The organism is Longimicrobiaceae bacterium, assembly GCA_036375715.1.
Lineage (GTDB): Bacteria > Gemmatimonadota > Gemmatimonadetes > Longimicrobiales > Longimicrobiaceae > DASVBS01.
Genome location: DASVBS010000006.1, coordinates 15,598 through 33,621 on the forward strand (window position 1 = coordinate 15,598; position 18,024 = coordinate 33,621).

The window sequence follows — 18,024 nt, forward strand, 5'->3', positions numbered from 1 at the left end:
CGAATCTACATGGCAGACGGTCGCGGGCCGTTCTTCGGCCGCGCGATCCCGATCGGATTGACCTGAATGGAAAAGCGTCTGCTCCTCGCGGTGCTGCTGATCAGCGCCGTGATGGTGATCACGAACCTTCTCTTTCCGCCACCACCGCCCGTCGAGGAGTCTGCGGGCGAACCGACTGACAGCGTGGCCGCGGTCAGTACGCCCGCTGCACCCGCGGTCGCCGCCCCGGTGATCACGGCACCGGAGGATACGGTCGCGGCGGACACCGTCGTGGTCACCTCAGGCCTGTACCGCTACGCCTTCTCCACCCGTGGCGCGTCGCTGGTGCGCGCGGAGCTCCCGGAATACCCGTCGTATACCAGACCGGGCGAGTCGGTTCAGCTCGCGCCCGAGGACGCGGACGAGTTCCTCTCGCTCCGCCTGGTCGTCGGCTCCGATACGATCGACCTCAGCCGCGTAGTCTTCACGCCGAACCTGGCGTCGATCACGCTGGCCGAGGGTGGTGAGCCGCAGACGTTGCGCTTCTCCTACGCCGACCCGTCGGGCTTTGGCGTCAATCTCAGCTACACCTTCCAGCCCGACCGATACCTGATCCGCGTGCGGGGGGAGGTGATCGGTCTCGCCGGCCGGCCGGCCACGCTGGTGACCGCAATGGGTCCCGGGCTGGCGCCGCACGAGGCTCGAGATCACCACAGCGAGCGAGAGCTCGCGGTGGTGCTGCGCAGCGACGGCGACGTGGAACGGCTGCGCATGGCCAACCTGCAGGGTAGCGTTCCGCTGCCGGGCCCCATGACCTGGGTGGGGTTGAAGGACAAGTACTTCGTTGTCGCCCAGATCGCTGGAGACGAGCATCCCTTCACGCAGGGAACCGCTACCCGCCTCCGCGACGTCAGCCACTTCTTCGTGGAGGGTGAGGACACGATCGCGGCGAGCCTACCCCGGGCGGAGGTGATCGCCGCGCTGCCCGTGTCGGCCGACGGGGTAGTCGAGTACGACCTCTATGCGGGGCCGCAGGACTTCCAGCAGCTCGCCGCCGCCGGGTACGAGCTGGAGGACGTCACGCAGTACGCGTACGCCTGGCTGGAGCCGGTCATTCGCCCGTTTGCGGCCCTCATCCTTATCATCCTGGACTTCCTGCACGACACCCTCGACCTCGCCTACGGATGGGTGCTCGTGATCTTCGGCGTGTTCCTGCGGATCCTGCTGTGGCCGTTGAACGCCAAGGCATTCCGTGCCCAGCTGAAGAACATGGCGGTCACACCGCTGATGCAGGAAATTCGCGAGAAGTACAAGGATGATCCGCAGAAGCAGCAGGAAGCGCTGATGCGGCTCTACAAAGAGCACGGATTCAACCCGCTCGCGGGCTGCCTCCCCATGCTGCTACCGTGGCCGGTGCTGATCACGCTGTTCTTCGTCTTCCAGAACACGATCGCGTTCCGGGGCGCGGGCTTCCTCTGGCTGCCCGACCTGTCTCTGCGTGACCCGCTGTACGTCCTGCCCCTCTTCCTGGTGGCGTCGATGTTCGCGATGCAGTGGGTGACGACACAGATGAGCGGCGTGGAGCAGAACCCGCAGATGAAGATGATGATGTACGTCCTTCCCATCATGATGGGCATCTTCTTCTACAGCATGCCCGCGGGTCTGAACCTCTACTACGCGACCACCAACGTCGCCGGGCTGCCGCAGCAGCTGATGATCGCCCGGGAGCGGCGCCGGGCGCAGGAAGAGATGAAGGCACAGAAAGGCTCGCCCCGGCCGGCTCCGATGCCTTCGGGCTCGAAAGGCCGGAAGAAGAGGCAGGCTCGCGGCTGAACCGCCTTCCGTCCGATGCGCGGCATCTTCGACGACACCATCGCCGCCATCGCGACCCCTCCCGGCCGTGGGGCGGTGGCGCTCGTTCGGGTTTCCGGACCTGCCGCCGCCGCCCTCCTCCTCCGGATCTGTCCCACCCTGAAAGGTGAGCTACCTCGACCGCGCGAGCCGCGGCTGCTCGCCGTCGTACACCCGGAACGGGGTGAGCGACTCGATCATGCCCTGGTTACCTACTTCCCCGGGCCGGCCAGCTACACTGGCGAGGACACGGTCGAGCTCTCCACCCACGGAGGAATGCTCACCCCGCAGTTGGTGCTGGACGCGCTGTTGGCCGCCGGGGCGCGCCAGGCGGAGCGCGGCGAGTTCACGCGGCGTGCGTTGTTCAACGGCAAGTTGGATCTCCTGCAGGCCGAAGCCATCGGCGACCTGATCGACGGCCACTCCCCAGCCCTGCACCGCGTGGCGGTTCACCAGATGGAGCGCGGACTGTCGCGCCGCGTAGAGGAGCTACGCCGAGAGGTGATTCGCCTGGAAGGGATGGTCGCCTACTCGATCGATTTTCCCGAGGAGGACGAGCCGCCTGTCCCGCCTGAGCAGATCGACACGGCCGCCGTGGCGGTGATGGAGCGTCTCGAGGCGCTGGTGCGTACCGTGCCGCACGGCGAGCTGCTGCGTTCGGGAGCAATGCTGGTGCTGGCCGGGCGTCCAAACTCGGGAAAGTCCTCCCTCTTCAATGCCCTGCTTGGGCTCGAACGAGCCATCGTTACCGAGATTCCCGGAACGACGCGCGACGCTCTGGAGGCGGAGCTGACCCTGGAGGGATATCCCTTCCGGCTGGTGGATACCGCCGGGCTTCGCCCCGCGGCGGACCGGGTGGAGGCGATCGGGATCGAGGTTGCCCGGCGCTACCTGGAGGCAGCCCAGCTCGTCCTCTTCTGCGTGCCGGCGGGACGCGAGATCGATTCCGAGGAGCAGGGCTTCCTCGCGTCCATGCCGGAGGAGCGGCGGTTACTGGTGCGGACGATGAGCGATCTCCTGGGGCGAGAGGCGGAAGACGGAAATGGGGAGAGCTCAGGCAGTGTGGCCGTCTCGGTCATCACTGGTGAGGGGTTGGACGCGCTGCGACGGGAGGTGGTCACGCGAGTGTTCGCCGGGTTGCAGGAGCTGGACGGGGAGGTCCCGCTCGTCACCCGTGAACGACATGCGAGGGCGCTGCGCGGCGCGCTGGAGGAGCTGAGCGCCTTCCGGAAGGCGATGCGTGATGGCGTTCCCATGGAGCTGGCGGCGACCCACCTCGGCACCGCGGCACTGCGCCTCGAGGAGCTTATCGGCGTCGTCACGCCAGACGACGTACTCGCTGAGGTGTTCGGATCCTTCTGCGTGGGGAAGTAGCTTTCGGGCCATTCTGCGCCCATCTGAGCTGTTCGGCGCCTGAAATCGACCTGTGGGTCGCCCTCGGTGGGGATCGTGTGTTTAAAGCGATTCTGGCGATTCGGTTTCTTCGGGTTGTATTCGGGTCTCGCCGCGGACTCTCAACCCTATCGATCGGAGGCAAGAGGATGCGCTATGCGACAATGGCACTGCTCGGAGTGCTCGTGGCGGGACTGTGGCCCATCGAGGGGAGCGCCCAGGAGGCCGGCTCGCAAGTATCGCTGTGGGAGCGGGCCGCGCCGGGCGCGGTCGGTGACTCGGCCTCCGATCGACCGACCATCACGCCCTATCTGCTCCCGGCGACTCAGCGCCCGAGGGCGGCGGTCGTGGTATTCCCTGGAGGAGGCTACGGACACCTCGCCGTCGACCATGAGGGTGACCAGGTCGCGCGCTGGCTGAATTCGCTCGGGATCAACGCCTTCGTTGTGCGCTACCGGCTCGGTCCCCAATACCACCATCCGGCGATGATTCAGGATGCGCAGCGGGCGATCCGGACGGTCCGGGCGCGTGCACGGGAGTGGGGCATTGATCCGGCGCGCGTCGGGGTGATCGGGTTCTCCGCCGGAGGTCATCTCGCGAGCACCACCGGCACCCATTTCGATGACGAGATCCCGGTGCTCGGGGACGAGGTGGATCGACAGTCGGCGCGCCCGGATTTCATGATGCTGATCTACCCGGTCATCACCATGCAGGCGAGCTACACCCACCGCGGCTCGCGAACCAATCTGTTGGGGGAAGACGCGGATCCCGCCCTGGTGTGGGAATTGTCGAACGAGACTCAGGTGACCCCGCGTACGCCCCCGACCTTCCTGGTGCACACGACGGATGACGCCGGTGTGCCGGTGGAGAACAGCCTGCGATTCTACCGGGCGCTCCGCGAAGCGGGGGTGCCTGTCGAAATGCACCTCTTCGAGACCGGGCGTCACGGTTTCGGCCTGGCGCCGGACAACCCGGTGCTTTCGCGCTGGACCGCGCTGGCGGAGGCGTGGATGCGGAGCCACGGCTGGCTGGGGGAGGGAGTCGGCTGAGTCGCCGAGCGAACAACCTCGGGACGGATGCAGAACGGCTTCGCCCCATGGGAGGAAGCCGTTTGCTTTGCGGACAGCTAGTGAGCGATCTCGAATCCGCCAGTAGGCGCCACGTCGGCCGGTTCTCGCTCCAGGCGGTCGACGCGGGCGGCCGGGGGACCCCTCCGCAGCCGGGAAGCGAAATCGTCCAGCGCGTCCACCGTGCCGCGGGCGACGACCTCGACGACCCCGTCCCTCCGGTTGCGCACGAAGCCGGAGATCCCCAGGGCGTTGGCTTCCTGCCGGGCCCACCAGCGAAAGCCGACGCCCTGCACGCGGCCGTGAATCAGGAAGCGCTCCGTCCGCTGGGGCGTGGCTTCACCCGTAATCCGGCTCATCGTCCAGTTCGGACGAGGTTTCCTCGTGACCGCCGAGCGGGATCCCCAGGGTGGCGAGCACGGCGCCCAGGCCACCCTGCTCTTCGATGAAGGTGCGGATCTGCTGCGAGATTGCGGCACTGATCCCGCCCATGATCGCGCCTTTGATCTGGTTCTTCGCCTTCGCCAGCGCGGGGCGGCTGCTCTCGGCTTCGTCGCTGTCGCCCGCGAGCAGGAAGCCGAGTGCGAACGCGATCCCGAGTGCGGCCAGTGGATTTCGCTCAACGGCGCGGAGCGCGCCGGTACGCTCCTCGAGCTTTTCCTCTGCTGCGTCGAAGAGGCGCCCCGCGCTGCGGCGTGCGCGGTGTGCGGCGTCGCCCAGGCGATCGCGGAGCTCTCCTCCGTGTTCGAAGGCCTCCGCCGCGCGGTCGCGTAGGCTCTCCCCCTCGCGCTCGGGATCCTGTCCAGGGGCGTCGAATTTCCCGCTCATCCCCACGCCCTTGTCGGGCTGGGAGGAGAGGTGGGCGTGTACGTCGCCGCTGCCGCTGCTGCTGGATTCCATGGAAGCGTCCTGTCGTTGCGGTCGGGGTCAGCCTCTGAGGTCGCGCTTGAGCTCCTGCATCTCGGCTCGGGCCCAGTCGCGATCCTCCTTGAGAGTGGCGATCGTCGCGTCCGGACCCTGCAAGGCGCGCAGGCGCCTCATCCCGGCGAAGCCGAAGAGGGCACCGATCAACAGGTAAACCGCCCCGACGATCAGTGCGGAAGCCCAGTAGTTGCCGAGTAGCTGCCCGACGAGGATCACCAGGAAGGCGGTGAGAACGAGGCCACCCGCGGCGGCCAGCCCGCCGGCTATCGCGAGCTTGAGCACCCCGTTGGTGGTCTGGCGAACGCTCTGCCGAACCTCGGCTTTCGCGAGGGCGATCTCCTGCCGGATGAGCGCCGAGCTGTCCTGCGCGAGCTGTCGGAACAGCGGGGCGAGCTCGGGCTCGCGCCCGACCGGGCGAGGTGGAGCTTCGGTGGGCGGAATCGAGACCTTGGTTGCCATGGGGATACCTCAGCGCAGGAGTTTGCCCACCAGCCACCCGGCCGCCACCGCAGCCAGCAGGGTCGGGAGCGGTCGCTCGCGGAGCTGGCGCTCCAGGAAGCCGGTCAGACCAGCGCCATCGTCGGCCCCCTCCTCGGGGGACGGTGCCCCACGGCGGTGCTCGCGTTCCATACGATCCCAACTCGCGCGCTCAAGCCGCTCCGCCGCCTCGAAGAGCTCGGCAGACTGTCGACTGGGGCGGTCTTCTCTCTGCTCGTAATCGGAGGGGCCGCCCACAGGGGCGGCGGGTTCCTCGTTCGGCATCATCTCCTCCTCCCAGGGACGCAGGCAAGGCCGCAGGGAATTTGTCAAAGGTGCAATGGATGTGCCATCCCCGGAGCCGAGGCGGGGACGGAACGGGCCTTCTTCTTCGAGGTGGAAGGATGGTGTGACGGGTGTCCGCGGGGGGATGGTTTCACGTGGAACCTGCTTCTGGGAGGGGCGTAGTAGCGCACGCTTTTCGTGAACGCAAACCCCTGCTGGGTCGAGTGTGATGGAGCGAGCGTACGATGTGATCGTGATCGGTGGGGGCCACGCGGGCGTGGAGGCGGCCGCTGCCGCAGCCCGCCTGGGCGCCACCACGCTGCTTGTCACGCCCAACTTGAGCGCGATCGGTCAGATGAGCTGCAATCCCGCGATTGGCGGGGTGGCGAAAGGGACGGTCGTGCGGGAGGTGGACGCGCTCGGCGGGGTGATGGGCCTGGCGACGGACCGAGCGCGCATCCAGTTCCGGATGCTGAACCGCTCCAAGGGCCCGGCGGTCTGGGCGCCGCGAGCGCAGTGCGATCGCGGGCTGTATCCGCGGGTGGTGCGTGCCCTGCTGGAGGAGCTCGAGCTGCTTCGCTTCTTCCAGGGAATGGTTGGCTCGCTTCTGCTGGAGGGGGACCGGGTGACCGGGGTGCGCACGGAGGACGGGGTCGAGTTCCGGGGACGCTCGGTGGTGCTCACCACGGGAACCTTTCTGCGCGGTCGCATTCACGTCGGAGGGTCCCCGACGGTCGCGGCCGGACGCGCCGGCGAGCCGCCTTCGGTCCGGCTGGCGGAGCAGCTGGAGGCGCTCGGACTGGAGGTGGCACGCTTCAAGACGGGAACCCCACCGCGCGTCGATGGGCGCTCGGTGGACCTCGACCGCCTCGAGGTGCAGGAGGGCGAGCTGCCGGAGTATCGCTTCTCTGCGTGGCGGCGGGAGACCCTGTTGCCGCAGCGGCCCTGCTGGATCACCTGGGCCGGTCCAGAGCTACAGGAGATAGTCCGGCGCAATCTCGAGCGGTCGGCATTGTACGGGGGAGAGATCGCGGGAAGGGGGCCTCGCTACTGCCCGTCGATCGAAGACAAGGTCGTGAAGTTCCCCGACGCGCCCCGCCACCAGATCTTCCTGGAGCCGGAGGGTCTGGAGACCACTGAGCTGTACGTGAACGGTCTCTCCACCTCGCTGCCCCTGGAGGTGCAGGTGGAGATGCTGTCCAGGGTGCCGGGGCTGGAGCGCGCCCGCCTGACCAAGGCGGGCTATGCGATCGAGTACGACTACTTCCCCCCGCACCAGCTCCGCCCGACCCTCGAGCTCAAGGCCCTGGAGGGGCTCTTCCTGGCGGGACAGGTGAACGGAACGACCGGGTACGAAGAGGCGGCGGGGCAGGGCGTGATCGCAGGCGCCAATGCTGCGCTCCGCGCACGGGGCCGCGATCCCCTCATTCTGGGGCGGGACCAGGGCTTCATCGGGGTTCTGATCGACGACCTGGTCACCCGGGGCACCGACGAGCCGTACCGGCTCTTCACCTCGCGGGCGGAGTTCCGCCTCCTGCTCCGGCAGGACAACGCATTGGCTCGTCTGGGCCCCGTAGCCGCGGAAGTTGGCCTGCTAACGGATGAGCAGCGCGCCCGTCTCGAGGAGCGTCTGAAGCTCGCCGCCCGGGTCTCCGATTGGCTCACCCAGACCAACGCAACGCCGGAGGCGACGCGAGAGTTGCTCGAAGAAGCCGGGTCGACGCCGCTGCGCGAGCCCACCCGCATCGCCACCGTGCTCAAGCGCCCTAAAGTGGACGTACATGAGCTGGTCGCGGCTTGCGGCGGCTTCCCCGATCCGGACGTGGATCCGGCCGACCTCGAAGAGGCACTGACCGGTGCCGAGATGGAGCTCCGCTACAGCGGGTATCTCGCTCGCGAGCGTGAACGGGCCGAAGGTCTCCGCCGGCAGCACGACTTCATCCTGCCCGACGACCTCCCGTACGCAGAGCTTACCTCCCTATCCACGGAGGCGCGGCAGAAGCTGGTGCGGATTCGCCCCGCCACTCTGGGGCAGGCCGCCGGCATCCCCGGGATCTCGCCCAGTGATCTGCAGAACCTGGTGATCGAAGTGCGCAAGCTGCGCGCGGCTACGAGCGCTGCGTGACGAGTTCCACGTGAAACGTCGCCACGGTTTCTGGACGCGGCTGGATCCGCCGGGTTATATTGACTGCCCCGTCGACACCCCAGCCGTGGAGTGACGTTGTCCCGGATCATCGCGATCGCCAATCAGAAGGGCGGTGTGGGCAAGACGACCACCGCCATCAATCTGGGCGCTTGCCTCGCAGTGGCGGAGAAGCGCACCCTCGTCATCGACGTCGACCCCCAGGCCAACGCCACCAGCGGCGTGGGGATCAAGAAGGAAGAGGTGGAGCGCTCCATCTACGATGTGCTCGTGGACGACGTTCCGCTGGAAGCGGTGATCAACTCCCGGGTTCACTTTCCCTACCTCGATGTCGCCCCGGCTACGCGCGATCTGGTGGGCGTCGAGGTCGAGCTGGTCCGCCGGCGCGGCAGGGAGACGCTCCTACGAGATGCGCTCGCGCCACTGCGGGATCGCTACGACTTCGTCCTGATCGACGCGCCGCCCTCTCTGGGCATGTTGACCCTCAACACCCTGGCGGCCGCGGACTCCGTGCTGATCCCGATCCAGTGCGAGTTCTACGCGCTCGAGGGGCTTTCGCAGCTGCTCAACACCGTCCGCATCGTTCAGAAGAACCTGAACCCGGCGCTGCAGATCGAGGGGGTCCTCCTCACCATGTTCGACAGTCGTCTCAACCTGTCCAAGCAGGTGGCGGAGGAGGCCAAGGAATATTTCGGTCCTAAAGTATACCAGACAACCATCCCCAGGAACGTCCGTCTGGCGGAGGCGCCGAGCTTCGGCGAGCCGATCGTCCTCTACGACATTCTCTCGGTGGGGGCGAAGAGCTACCTGGCGTTAGCCCAGGAGGTGATCGCCCGCAGCGCGATGGATTCCGGGCCGACCGAGCTCCCGCTGGCGAGCTCCGCGGGGGGTGAGGCGTGAACGCACGACGCACGCCGGCTGCCGACGCGCCCGCGGAGTCGGCGCGCCGGCGCACTCGGCTCGGCAAGGGTCTGGGTGCGCTGCTGGGGGAGTATCTGCCCGACGAGCCGGACGCAAGTGACAGCGGCTACCGGGTGGTGCCGGTTGCCCGCATCGCCACCAACCCCTACCAGCCACGCCGCCAGTTCACCGAAGAGGAGCTGACGGAACTGGAGCACTCCATCCGCGAAAACGGGCTCCTGCAGCCTCTCGTGGTACGCCCGGCGTCCTCCGCAGCGCCCGCCGGCGCGGAGTGGGAGCTGGTGGCCGGAGAGCGCCGTTGGCGGGCCGTGCGGCGCCTCGGCTGGACCGAGGTGCCGGTGGTGGTCCGGGAGATCGACGATCGTACGCTCCTCGTTCTGGCGATCGTCGAGAACGTCCAGCGCGCGGACCTGTCCCCGCTCGAGGAGGCGGAGGCGTACCGGCGGCTCATCGAGGAGTTCGGCTACACCCAGAAGGAGGTAGCCGCGAGCGTCGGTCGTGAGCGCTCGACGGTGACCAACCTGCTACGACTGCTCCAGCTCCCGGCCAGCATCCAGAGCATGGTCTCGAGTGGCGAGCTGTCGATGGGTCATGCTCGCGCCCTGCTCGGCATCGCCGACCCCCGTCAGATGGCCGATCTGGCCCGCCGCGTGGTCCGGGAGGGGCTCTCCGTCCGGGCGATCGAGGAGGAAGTGCGGCGCCGGCAGGCTCCTCCCGCTCGCAAGCCCCGACCGGAGCGCCCCGGAGGCGCCCACCTACGACAGATCGAGAGCGAGCTGCAGCGAGCCCTCGGCACGGCGGTACGGATTCGCCTCGGTAAGGGGAACAGCGGCAGAGTGGAGATTCCGTTCTATTCGACCGAAGATTTCGAGAGGGTAACGGAGCTGCTCCTCGGAAGCAGCGAGTCCTAGTCCGGGACTTGCGACTGCTCGAACGTGCCCGGCCTGCCTGGAGCGTCTCCCGGCGTGCCGGGCTCGCTTGCGCACGCCGCTGAACAGCCCTGGCCCCTCCAGTCCATCAGCGTAGAAGCATGGCGCGAGACGAACGCCGCATGACCTTCATCGTGGTTCCCCACGGTGGCCGCGACCTCAACACCCGCTCGTTCGAGGTCTCCTACCGGCGTCTCCGCGTGGTGGGCATTCTCCTCCTCTTGGCTGTCGTCGTCTGGGTGGTATCGGTCGGTTCGTGGCTTTTTGTTTCAGCTCGGGCGGCACGCGTGCCGATGCTGGAAAGAGAGATCGCTCGCTTGCAGGAGGAGAACGCGCAGGTCCGGCAGCTGGCGGAGGCGTTGCGGCGCCTCGAGGCACAGTACGAACAGGTCAGGGAAATGCTTGGGGCCGATCGCGCCGGCGAGCCAGGCAGCATCTGGCTCCCGCGCGCCGGTGAAAGCGGTGCCAAGTCGGCGGCAGAGGCCCCGGCCGATTCAGCCGAGGCCATGCTGCCCACCGCCTGGCCGCTCGCCGGGCGCGGCTTCGTGACGCGCGAGCACCTGGCCGAGATCCCCGGCGAGCACCCCGGCATCGACATCGCCGTCGCCGAAGGGACCTACGTCCGCGCGGCGGGCGGCGGAGTAGTCGAAGAAGCGGGATCCGACGACATCTACGGCAACTTCATCCGCATCCGGCACGCGGGCGGTTACGAGTCGGTCTACGGCCACGCCTCCGAGCTGTTCGTCGCTCCGGCGGACACCGTGCGCCGGAACGAGGTCATCGCGCTGAGCGGAAACACCGGCCGATCGACCGCGCCGCATCTCCACTTCGAGATCTGGAGGAATGGCGAGCCGATCGATCCGCGAACCCGGGTCAACCAGCCGCCGGGCGCGGCCCCCTGAATCAACCCAGTACCACGAGAGTCACCATGGCGGTCTTCAACAAGTCGGACGGCAAGCCGCGTGACCGGTCCCTTCCTCTTTCGCGCAACGGTGCGGGGGAGGGCGCGATCTCCATCATCGGGCCGGGAATGCGCATTGATGGGAATGTCGACACCGATGGGACGGTGCGCATCGAGGGCATGGTGACGGGAACCGTGAGGGCGGCGAAGGCCGTGGTGCTCGGGCAGAGCGGTGAGGTGAGCGGCGACATCTTCGCGCACGACGCAATGATCGGCGGGCGCGTGAAGGGGCGTGTCATCGCCGACAACCGGCTCGAGCTGCAGGCGTCCTGCGTCGTCGAAGGCGAGATCCAGGCACCGGCTTTCCACCTTCATCTGGAGGAGGGCGCCACCTTCAACGGCCAGATCCAGATGAAGAACGAGGACGCCGCGCAAAGCGCCACCGCAACGCCGCTGCGCCCGGAATCGAAGTCATCAGCCGACGAAAGCGGGGACGAGCAGCGCTTGCAGCCCAAGTTTTCCACAATCGGCTAAGTTATTGCGGCGTCGGCTGTTGCAGATTTTCCACAGAGATTTCCTGGAGTTTTCCACCGGATTTTCCCACAACCGTGAGTAAATCCCGCGGACCACAGTCAGTCGATCTGGCAGAGATCTGCGCGCATCTCGACGAGTACCTGCGCATTTCGGAAGTGCCCGACTATCCGACGGCGCACAACGGCCTGCAGGTGGCGAATTCGGGGCGGGTGGCGCGCCTGGCGGTGGCGGTGGATGCGGTTCAGGCGACCGTGGATCGCGCGGCCGAAGCCGGTGCCGACCTGCTGATCGTGCACCACGGTCTCTTCTGGGACCCGGATCCGCGGCTGACGGATCGGCGCTACCGGAGAATCCGCCGCTTGCTCGAAGCGGATGTGGCCGTCTACAGCGCACACTTACCTCTGGATGTGCACCCGGAGGTGGGGAACAACGCGGTTCTGGCGCGGGAGATCGGGGTGGAGCTAGAGGGGAGCTTCGGGGAGTACCGCGGCTTCCCGATCGGGGTCCGCGGCCGTCTAGAGATCGACAGGGAGGAGCTCGTCGAGCGCCTCGAGCAACGTCTGGCTGGCTCGGTGCGGGTGATCGCGGCGGGGCCGGAAAGGGTGTCGCAGATCGCGGTGATCACCGGCGGCGCGGCCGGGGAGGTGAAGCGGGCAAGAGAGGCGGGGATCGACACCTTCATCACCGGTGAGGCCGCCCATCACAACTACTTCGACGCCGAGGAGGCGGGGGTGAATCTCATCCTCGGCGGCCATTACGCGACGGAGACGTGGGGCGTCCGGGCACTCGCCCACCATCTCGAGGAACGATTCGGACTCCCCTGGACGTTCATCGAGCACCCCACCGGACTCTGATCCTAGCCGCGCCGCGGTCCCTGCCCTCCTCCGTGCTGATCCCGACACCAACATCGAGGAGCGGTACCCCTCGAGGCACTGGGAGGACGACAGCGATCCTCTACTCGCTCCCCAATGCCTGGGCGGCCTCCTCGCGCATCAGCGGCATCACCGCCGCGTGCTCCGTGTACTCCTTTCGCGCCAGCGCCGATTCTGCCGCGAAGCTCGCCTGGAACCGCTCGTAGAACTCCCTCGCCCGCTCAGTGTTGCCGAGAGCCTGCTCCGCCTGTGCGGCAGTGAACAGGCCGAACAGGTGCGACGGCGTCTCTGCCAGGATCGAGTCCGCATGCGCCCGCGCCGATTGCGGGTCCCCGCCGGCCAGGTTCAGCACGGCCACGTGGTAATGCCCGTCGGCGTCGAGCTCGGGAACGTCCGCGTAGGCCGCCAGGGCCATGGGGAGGAAGAAGCGCGCCTGTGCGCTATCGCCGGCCGAGACGTTCTGCATCACCCGATTGAACAGCCGATCAGCCCGCTCGCGCGGCGTCATCGAGCTCAGGTCCACGGAGCTGGGATCACCGAACCCTGCGCTGCCGTCCGTCCCGCCGGTCGCCGACGGCGCCGGCGTAGCCACGGGGCCCGAAGAGTCACCGCCTCGCGGGACAACGAGGGCAACGACCAGCGCCAGCACCGCCAGCGTGGCGACCACCCAGGGCAGGGTGGAGGCTGGCGCTTTGGCAGAAGAGGACGCGGTGCCTGAGGGGGAATCTGTAGCGGCCGTCGCGCCGGAGTGCGCACCGGTGGCCTTGCGGGCAACGGCCGCACCGCACTGGTTGCAGAAGCGCCCTCCGGCCGGGATCTCGTTCCCGCAGGCGGCGCAGTGCACCTGACCGGGAAGACTCCCGCCGCAGTTGGAGCAAAAACGCCCGCTCGCGGGCTGGCCGCAGGCGGGACAGGTAATCTCAGCCATTCAGTTCACCACCAATAACAGGGTGCTCGAGCGCGAGCGGGCAATGTATCGGCGCGGCAGGGCTGGCTCAAGCGTTTCCGGGTTCCCATGGCCTCCACGCCTTTCGCGGTGCCGACTCCGGGCGCCGACCCAGGTGCGTCTTTGTACAGGCGCCATCTACTCACGCTGTTCTCCAGCCGTGATCCGCTCGCGTCGATTGCGCACCCACGCCCGGTCGAGCGAACCCTCCAGTCTGCGCTGCGAGGCCCTCAGACCCTGCGACGAAGCTCTGCGATCTGCTCCCGGACGGCCGCCGGAGCCGTTCCCCCGACGCCAGCGCGGGCCTCCAGCGACGCCAATGGATCGAAGAGTCGTGCGAGGTCGGCACCGGCAAAGGCCTCGGACACCTCGCTGAAGACCTCGGGAGGGAGCTGGTCGATGGTTGTTTCGCCGTCCTCCGCCGCCCGGACCAGCCGGCCGACCATCTCATGCGCGGTGCGGAAGGGAATGCCGGCGCGCACCAGGAAGTCGGCGACGTCGGTGGCGAGCATCGCCGGATCCACCGCCTCTCGACAGCGCTCAGCACGGATCTCCAGACTGACGAGGCTTCCGGTCACCGCGGGCAGCAACGTCTCCAGGGTGTCAAAGGCGGAGAAAGCTGTCGCTTTGTCGTCCTGCAGGTCCTTGTTGTACCCGGTGGGAAGACCCTTCAACGTCGTCAGCATGGCGATCAAGCCGCCCGTCAGGCCTCCCGCCTTCCCGCGCGCGAGCTCCATCGCGTCAGGGTTGCGCTTCTGAGGCATCAGCGAAGACCCCGTCGAGTACTCGTCGGAGAAGCGCACGAAGCCGAATTCCGCGGAGGCGAAGAGAACCAGGTCCTCCGCCAGGCGGGAGAGGTGCGTGCCGATCATCGCCGCCACGAAGAGGAGCTCCACGAGCCAGTCGCGGTCCGCCACGGCGTCGATGCTGTTGCGAGAGACCTCCCGGAAGCCGAGCCGCTCCCGCAGCAGCTCGCGATCGATGGGAAAGGGGCAGCCGGCGATGGCCCCGGAGCCGAGCGGCAGCACCGAAACGCGCGCCAGCGCATCTCGCAGGCGCGCGCGGTCGCGCTCCAAGGGCCAGGCGTGTGAGAGCAGCCAGTGTGCGGCGGAGATCGGCTGGGCCCGCTGCAGGTGCGTGTACGCGGGCATCACCGTCTCCACGTGCTTTTCCGCCTGACCGAGCAGCGCTTTCAGCAAATCCGCAAGCAGCGTATCGATCCGCGAGATCGCTCCGAGCGCCCAGAGGCGCGAGTCGGTGGCGACCTGGTCGTTCCGCGACCGGCCCGTGTGGAGCTTCCCTGCAAGGTCACCCACCTCCTCGCGCAGGAGCCGCTCGACCAGGGAGTGGATGTCCTCGTCGGGCGCCGCGTCCCAGTCGGCGAGGGTCCACTCCGCCAACCGGCTTGCCACCCGTTCGAGGCCGGCGCGGAGCTCCGCCGCCTCGGCCTCAGTGATGACGCCCGCGGCGCCGAGCGCGGTGGCCCAGGCCTGGCTGCCGGTGATGTCCTCGCGCCAGAGGCGACGGTCCACCGGCAGCGACCGGTTGAGGCGATCCATCTCCGCGGACGGCTCGCCGGCGAAGCGCCCGCCCCAGAGGCGCGGCGTAGCGGGCGGGTTCGCGCCCGCTGAACGATCGCTCATCGTGCTCGGCTGGGTTCGGAGCGACGAATCAGAGCGCCACCGGCACCCGCTCGGCCCGCCCCTCAGCCTGCGGGGCCCGTCGACCGGTCTGCGCGGGCGCCTCGGCCTGACGCAGCGCCGCCACCCGCATGGGCAGTCCATAGAGCCGGATGAATCCACCTGCGTCGGACTGCTGGTAGACGTCGTCCTCCCCGAAGGTGACGAAGCGCTCGTCGTAGAGGGAGTATGAGGACTTGCGACCCGCGATCGAGAAGGACCCCTTGTACAGCTTCAGGCGCACCTCGCCGGTCACCGTGCGCTGCGTCCGATCGATCAGGGCGTCCAGGGCCTCGCGTTCCACCGTCCACCACCGCCCCTCGTAGACGAGGTCCGCGTAGCGCGGGGCGAGCGCGTCCTTGAGCGCGAGCGTGCGCCGATCCAGCACGAGCTGCTCGAGCTCGGAATGCGCGGCGTGCAGCAGGGTGCCCCCGGGAGTCTCGTACACCCCGCGTGACTTCATCCCCACCAGGCGGTCCTCCACCAGGTCCACCCGTCCGATGCCGTGCAATCCACCGATCTCGTTGAGGCGCTCGAGCAGGGCAACGGGAGAGAGCGCCTCGCCGTCCACGCTCACCGGGTAACCCTCCTCGAAGCCGATCGTCACGTATTCGGGGCAATCCGGTGCCTCCTCCGGCGAGCGCGTCAGCAGGAAGAGGTCCTCGGAAGGCTCATAGTCGGGATCCTCGAGTGGCCCACCTTCGTGGGAGATGTGCCAGAGGTTGCGGTCCCGCGAGTAGATCTTCTCGCGCGTGGCGGTGACCGGAACGCCGTGCAGGGCCGCGTAGTCGAGCGCATCCTCGCGAGAGCGGATCGACCACTCCCTCCAGGGCGCGATGACCGCCATCTCCGGCGCGAGCGCCGCATAGGTCAGCTCGAAGCGGACCTGATCGTTCCCTTTTCCCGTGCAGCCGTGGGCGAGAGCGGTGGCTCCCACCTCCCGCGCCACCTCCACCTGCCGGCGCGCGATGATGGGCCTCGCCATCGAGGTCCCCAGCAGGTACTTGCGCCCGTACACCGCGCCCGAGCGCAGCACGGGCCAGACGAAGCCGGTCAGGAACTCCTCGCGCAGATCTTCTACGGTGCACGCGCTCGCCCCGGAGGCCAGCGCTTTCGCCACCAACCCCTCCAGCTCCTCCCCTTGTCCGACGTCGGCGGCGACGCACACCACCTCGGCTCCGTAGTTCTCCTTCAGCCAGGGAACGATGATGGAGGTATCCAGGCCGCCCGAGTAGGCGAGAACGATCTTCTGCATCGATGATTCAACCTTCAAGGAAATCGATAAAAATCGGGCCGGGTGGCACTTGCTCCTCTACCCGGCGGATCCCTGCTATTCCACGTCGATTGCCACTGCGATCTCATCGCAGGCGTGGAGCTTCGGACAGCTGCGACAGTCCGCCCAGACCTTACCGGGGAAGTTGTCCCGCGGCACGGTGCGAAAGCCGAGGCGATGGAAGAATCCCTCCTGCAGCGTCAGCGCAAAGACACGCCGGAGGCCGAGACTGCGGGCCTCCGCGATGAGGCGCTCCACCAGCCGACGGCCGATCCCGGCTCCGTGAACCGCTTCGTCCACCGCGAGCGAGGCGATCTCGGCCAGCTCCTCGCTGTAGACGCGCAGCGCCCCGCAGCCGACGACGCGTTCCTCCGGGTCCACCGCTACCACGAACTCCCGGAAGAGCCGCGCGAGCTGATCGTAGGTCTTGGGGAGCATGAGGTTGTCACGGGCGAAGCCGTTCACCAGGGCTTCGACCTGACGCATGTCCGAGATCCGTGCGGCGCGGACCGTGATCTCGGGCGCGGGCCGAACGACGCGCTCGGAGACGGCTTCGCGGCGCGGACGGGCGACCGCGCTCATCGCCGGCGGAAGGCCGGTGCCGGGAGCGATCTGGACCAGAGTGTCACTCCCGGACTGGGTGGTGGCGATCACAGGGAGGCTTCGAGGATGCCGAGACCCCGCTCCAGCTCCTCGTCCGTGATCGTGAGGGGTGGGACCACGCGCACGACGTTCGGGCCGGCCACGCACAGCAGCAGATGGGACTGCAGGGCCCGAGCAACCACATCGGCAGCGTTGCCGCGCACCGCGACGCCCCAGATCAATCCCGCCCCGCGAACGGCGACGACCTCTTCGTTCGTCTGGGCGATGGTCTCCAGGCGCTCCGCCAGCAGAGCACCCTTGCGCCGGACCTCCACCAGGAACCGAGGGTCGCCGATCTTTCGGCACACGGCGAGCGCTGCCGAAGCCACCAGCGGCCCACCTCCGAACGTGGTGGCGTGATCGCCGGGCCGGATCGCCTGTGCAACGCGCTCGGTCATCAGCACCGCGCCCATGGGCAGACCGCCCGCGAGGGGCTTTGCCAGCGTGAGCAGATCCGGCACCACGCCGGCGGCCTCGTAGGCCCACAGTGTTCCGGTGCGACCGAGCCCGACCTGAACCTCGTCGAAGATGAGGAGGGCGTCGACTTCGTCGCAGAGCTCCCGCAGCTCCTGGAGGAACTCCGGGGCCACAGGCTGAACCCCGCCCTCGCCCTGCAGCGGCTCTATGATGATCGCGGCCGTGCGGTCGCTGGAGACGAGCGCGCGCACGTCCGTCGCGTCGCTTGCGGAGGCGAAGCGAACCCCGCCCATCAGCGGCTGGAACGGCTCCTGGTAAGCAGGCCGATCCGTCGCCGCCAGAGCGCCGCAGGTCCGGCCGTGAAAGCTCCCGCGGAAGGCAACGATCTCGTACTTCTCGGCCCCCCCGTTCTCCCGGGCCCAACGTCTGGCGAACTTGAAGGCCCCCTCGTTGGCCTCCGCCCCGGAATTGCAGAAGAAGACCCGATCGGCGAAGGAATGCTCCGTCAGCCACTGCGCCAGCTCTGCCGCCGGCCGGGTGCGGAAGAGGTTCGAGGTGTGCACCACCCCCGTGTCCAGAGCCTCACGCACGGCCGCCGCGAAGTCCTCGTCGCCGTAGCCGAGGGCGTTCACCGCGATGCCGCTGGTGAAGTCCAGGTAGCGCTCTCCGTTCTCCGCGATCAGGCTGGAGCCCTCGCCGGCAACGAAGATCGGCTCCGCCGGGCGGTAGACTCCCAGCAGCGCCTGGGCGGGGTCGGAGATGACAGTGGTCATGACAGAGGTCCTGAAGTCG

18 protein-coding genes are annotated in these 18,024 nt (G+C 68.1%); 9 read left to right on the forward strand and 9 right to left on the reverse strand.

Annotation, left to right across the window (positions count from 1 at the left end; translation table 11 throughout):
• The first annotated feature begins 66 nt into the window (after positions 1-66).
• The 3 genes from yidC to VF167_01180 all read left to right on the forward strand — a co-directional run bounded on the left by yidC (position 67) and on the right by VF167_01180 (position 4,271).
• Positions 67-1,812: a membrane protein insertase YidC gene (gene yidC, locus VF167_01170; GenBank protein ID HEX6924011.1), complete on the forward strand. Its 1,746-nt coding sequence runs from the start codon at positions 67-69 to the stop codon at positions 1,810-1,812.
• Positions 1,813-1,827: 15 nt separating this feature from the next.
• On the forward strand, positions 1,828-3,204 hold the full coding sequence (gene mnmE / locus VF167_01175; protein ID HEX6924012.1) for a tRNA uridine-5-carboxymethylaminomethyl(34) synthesis GTPase MnmE: 1,377 nt from the start codon (positions 1,828-1,830) through the stop codon (positions 3,202-3,204).
• A 167-nt stretch (positions 3,205-3,371) separates the two neighbouring features.
• Positions 3,372-4,271: an alpha/beta hydrolase gene (locus tag VF167_01180; GenBank protein ID HEX6924013.1), complete on the forward strand. Its 900-nt coding sequence runs from the start codon at positions 3,372-3,374 to the stop codon at positions 4,269-4,271.
• Between the two features lie 77 nt (positions 4,272-4,348).
• Here VF167_01180 and VF167_01185 read toward each other — a convergent pair whose 3' ends face one another.
• From VF167_01185 to VF167_01200, 4 genes are read right to left on the reverse strand one after another with little or no spacing between them, the layout of a single operon-like run.
• The gene (locus VF167_01185; protein ID HEX6924014.1) at positions 4,349-4,648 is read right to left on the reverse strand and encodes an acylphosphatase; all 300 of its coding nucleotides are present in this window, start codon (positions 4,646-4,648) and stop codon (positions 4,349-4,351) included.
• Positions 4,629-5,189, reverse strand: coding sequence for a hypothetical protein (locus VF167_01190; protein HEX6924015.1), 561 nt, complete (start codon positions 5,187-5,189; stop codon positions 4,629-4,631). Before VF167_01190 ends, VF167_01185 begins: the two co-directional genes overlap by 20 nt.
• A 27-nt stretch (positions 5,190-5,216) precedes the next feature.
• Positions 5,217-5,672 carry a phage holin family protein gene (locus VF167_01195; protein ID HEX6924016.1) on the reverse strand — a complete coding sequence of 152 codons (456 nt, stop codon included), beginning with the start codon at positions 5,670-5,672 and terminating at the stop codon, positions 5,217-5,219.
• Between the two features lie 9 nt (positions 5,673-5,681).
• Positions 5,682-5,978: a hypothetical protein gene (locus VF167_01200; protein HEX6924017.1), complete on the reverse strand. Its 297-nt coding sequence runs from the start codon at positions 5,976-5,978 to the stop codon at positions 5,682-5,684.
• Between the two features lie 226 nt (positions 5,979-6,204).
• Between VF167_01200 and mnmG the strand changes: the two genes are divergently transcribed.
• The 6 genes from mnmG to VF167_01230 all read left to right on the forward strand — a co-directional run bounded on the left by mnmG (position 6,205) and on the right by VF167_01230 (position 12,257).
• Positions 6,205-8,100, forward strand: coding sequence for a tRNA uridine-5-carboxymethylaminomethyl(34) synthesis enzyme MnmG (gene mnmG, locus VF167_01205; protein HEX6924018.1), 1,896 nt, complete (start codon positions 6,205-6,207; stop codon positions 8,098-8,100).
• Positions 8,101-8,196: 96 nt separating this feature from the next.
• Complete coding sequence (locus VF167_01210) at positions 8,197-9,018, forward strand: AAA family ATPase (GenBank protein ID HEX6924019.1); 822 nt, start codon at positions 8,197-8,199, stop codon at positions 9,016-9,018.
• Entirely contained in the window at positions 9,015-9,950 is a 936-nt protein-coding gene (locus VF167_01215) for a ParB/RepB/Spo0J family partition protein (GenBank protein ID HEX6924020.1), read from the forward strand. Before VF167_01210 ends, VF167_01215 begins: the two co-directional genes overlap by 4 nt.
• Before the next feature lie 119 nt (positions 9,951-10,069).
• Positions 10,070-10,870, forward strand: coding sequence for a peptidoglycan DD-metalloendopeptidase family protein (locus tag VF167_01220; GenBank protein ID HEX6924021.1), 801 nt, complete (start codon positions 10,070-10,072; stop codon positions 10,868-10,870).
• A gap of 26 nt (positions 10,871-10,896) precedes the next feature.
• Positions 10,897-11,403 (forward strand): polymer-forming cytoskeletal protein, encoded by a 507-nt coding sequence (locus tag VF167_01225; protein HEX6924022.1) that lies wholly within the window; start codon positions 10,897-10,899, stop codon positions 11,401-11,403.
• 74 nt (positions 11,404-11,477) lie between these two features.
• The gene (locus VF167_01230) at positions 11,478-12,257 is read left to right on the forward strand and encodes a Nif3-like dinuclear metal center hexameric protein (protein ID HEX6924023.1); all 780 of its coding nucleotides are present in this window, start codon (positions 11,478-11,480) and stop codon (positions 12,255-12,257) included.
• A gap of 100 nt (positions 12,258-12,357) precedes the next feature.
• Here the strand turns inward: VF167_01230 and VF167_01235 are convergent, their stop codons facing one another.
• The 5 genes from VF167_01235 to VF167_01255 all read right to left on the reverse strand — a co-directional run bounded on the left by VF167_01235 (position 12,358) and on the right by VF167_01255 (position 18,005).
• Positions 12,358-13,203 carry a zinc ribbon domain-containing protein gene (locus VF167_01235; GenBank protein HEX6924024.1) on the reverse strand — a complete coding sequence of 282 codons (846 nt, stop codon included), beginning with the start codon at positions 13,201-13,203 and terminating at the stop codon, positions 12,358-12,360.
• A 248-nt stretch (positions 13,204-13,451) separates the two neighbouring features.
• Complete coding sequence (gene argH, locus VF167_01240; protein HEX6924025.1) at positions 13,452-14,864, reverse strand: argininosuccinate lyase; 1,413 nt, start codon at positions 14,862-14,864, stop codon at positions 13,452-13,454.
• 28 nt (positions 14,865-14,892) lie between these two features.
• Positions 14,893-16,155, reverse strand: coding sequence for an argininosuccinate synthase (locus VF167_01245; GenBank protein ID HEX6924026.1), 1,263 nt, complete (start codon positions 16,153-16,155; stop codon positions 14,893-14,895).
• A gap of 75 nt (positions 16,156-16,230) precedes the next feature.
• On the reverse strand, positions 16,231-16,827 hold the full coding sequence (locus VF167_01250) for an N-acetyltransferase (GenBank protein ID HEX6924027.1): 597 nt from the start codon (positions 16,825-16,827) through the stop codon (positions 16,231-16,233).
• Entirely contained in the window at positions 16,824-18,005 is a 1,182-nt protein-coding gene (locus tag VF167_01255) for an acetylornithine transaminase (protein HEX6924028.1), read from the reverse strand. Before VF167_01255 ends, VF167_01250 begins: the two co-directional genes overlap by 4 nt.
• Positions 18,006-18,024: the final 19 nt, after the last annotated feature.

Excerpts from the sequence above, each read along its gene's own strand:
- VF167_01255 (HEX6924028.1), bottom strand. The coding sequence starts at position 18,005 with ATGACCACTGTCATCTCCGACCCCGCCCAGGCGCTGCTGGGAGTCTAC.
- VF167_01220 (HEX6924021.1), top strand. The coding sequence starts at position 10,070 with ATGGCGCGAGACGAACGCCGCATGACCTTCATCGTGGTTCCCCACGGT.
- VF167_01245 (HEX6924026.1), bottom strand. The coding sequence starts at position 16,155 with ATGCAGAAGATCGTTCTCGCCTACTCGGGCGGCCTGGATACCTCCATC.
- argH (HEX6924025.1), bottom strand. The coding sequence starts at position 14,864 with ATGAGCGATCGTTCAGCGGGCGCGAACCCGCCCGCTACGCCGCGCCTC.
- mnmG (HEX6924018.1), top strand. The coding sequence starts at position 6,205 with ATGGAGCGAGCGTACGATGTGATCGTGATCGGTGGGGGCCACGCGGGC.
- VF167_01235 (HEX6924024.1), bottom strand. The coding sequence starts at position 13,203 with ATGGCTGAGATTACCTGTCCCGCCTGCGGCCAGCCCGCGAGCGGGCGT.
- VF167_01200 (HEX6924017.1), bottom strand. The coding sequence starts at position 5,978 with ATGATGCCGAACGAGGAACCCGCCGCCCCTGTGGGCGGCCCCTCCGAT.
- mnmE (HEX6924012.1), top strand. The coding sequence starts at position 1,828 with ATGCGCGGCATCTTCGACGACACCATCGCCGCCATCGCGACCCCTCCC.
- VF167_01190 (HEX6924015.1), bottom strand. The coding sequence starts at position 5,189 with ATGGAATCCAGCAGCAGCGGCAGCGGCGACGTACACGCCCACCTCTCC.
- yidC (HEX6924011.1), top strand. The coding sequence starts at position 67 with ATGGAAAAGCGTCTGCTCCTCGCGGTGCTGCTGATCAGCGCCGTGATG.
- VF167_01195 (HEX6924016.1), bottom strand. The coding sequence starts at position 5,672 with ATGGCAACCAAGGTCTCGATTCCGCCCACCGAAGCTCCACCTCGCCCG.
- VF167_01185 (HEX6924014.1), bottom strand. The coding sequence starts at position 4,648 with ATGAGCCGGATTACGGGTGAAGCCACGCCCCAGCGGACGGAGCGCTTC.
- VF167_01225 (HEX6924022.1), top strand. The coding sequence starts at position 10,897 with ATGGCGGTCTTCAACAAGTCGGACGGCAAGCCGCGTGACCGGTCCCTT.
- VF167_01180 (HEX6924013.1), top strand. The coding sequence starts at position 3,372 with ATGCGCTATGCGACAATGGCACTGCTCGGAGTGCTCGTGGCGGGACTG.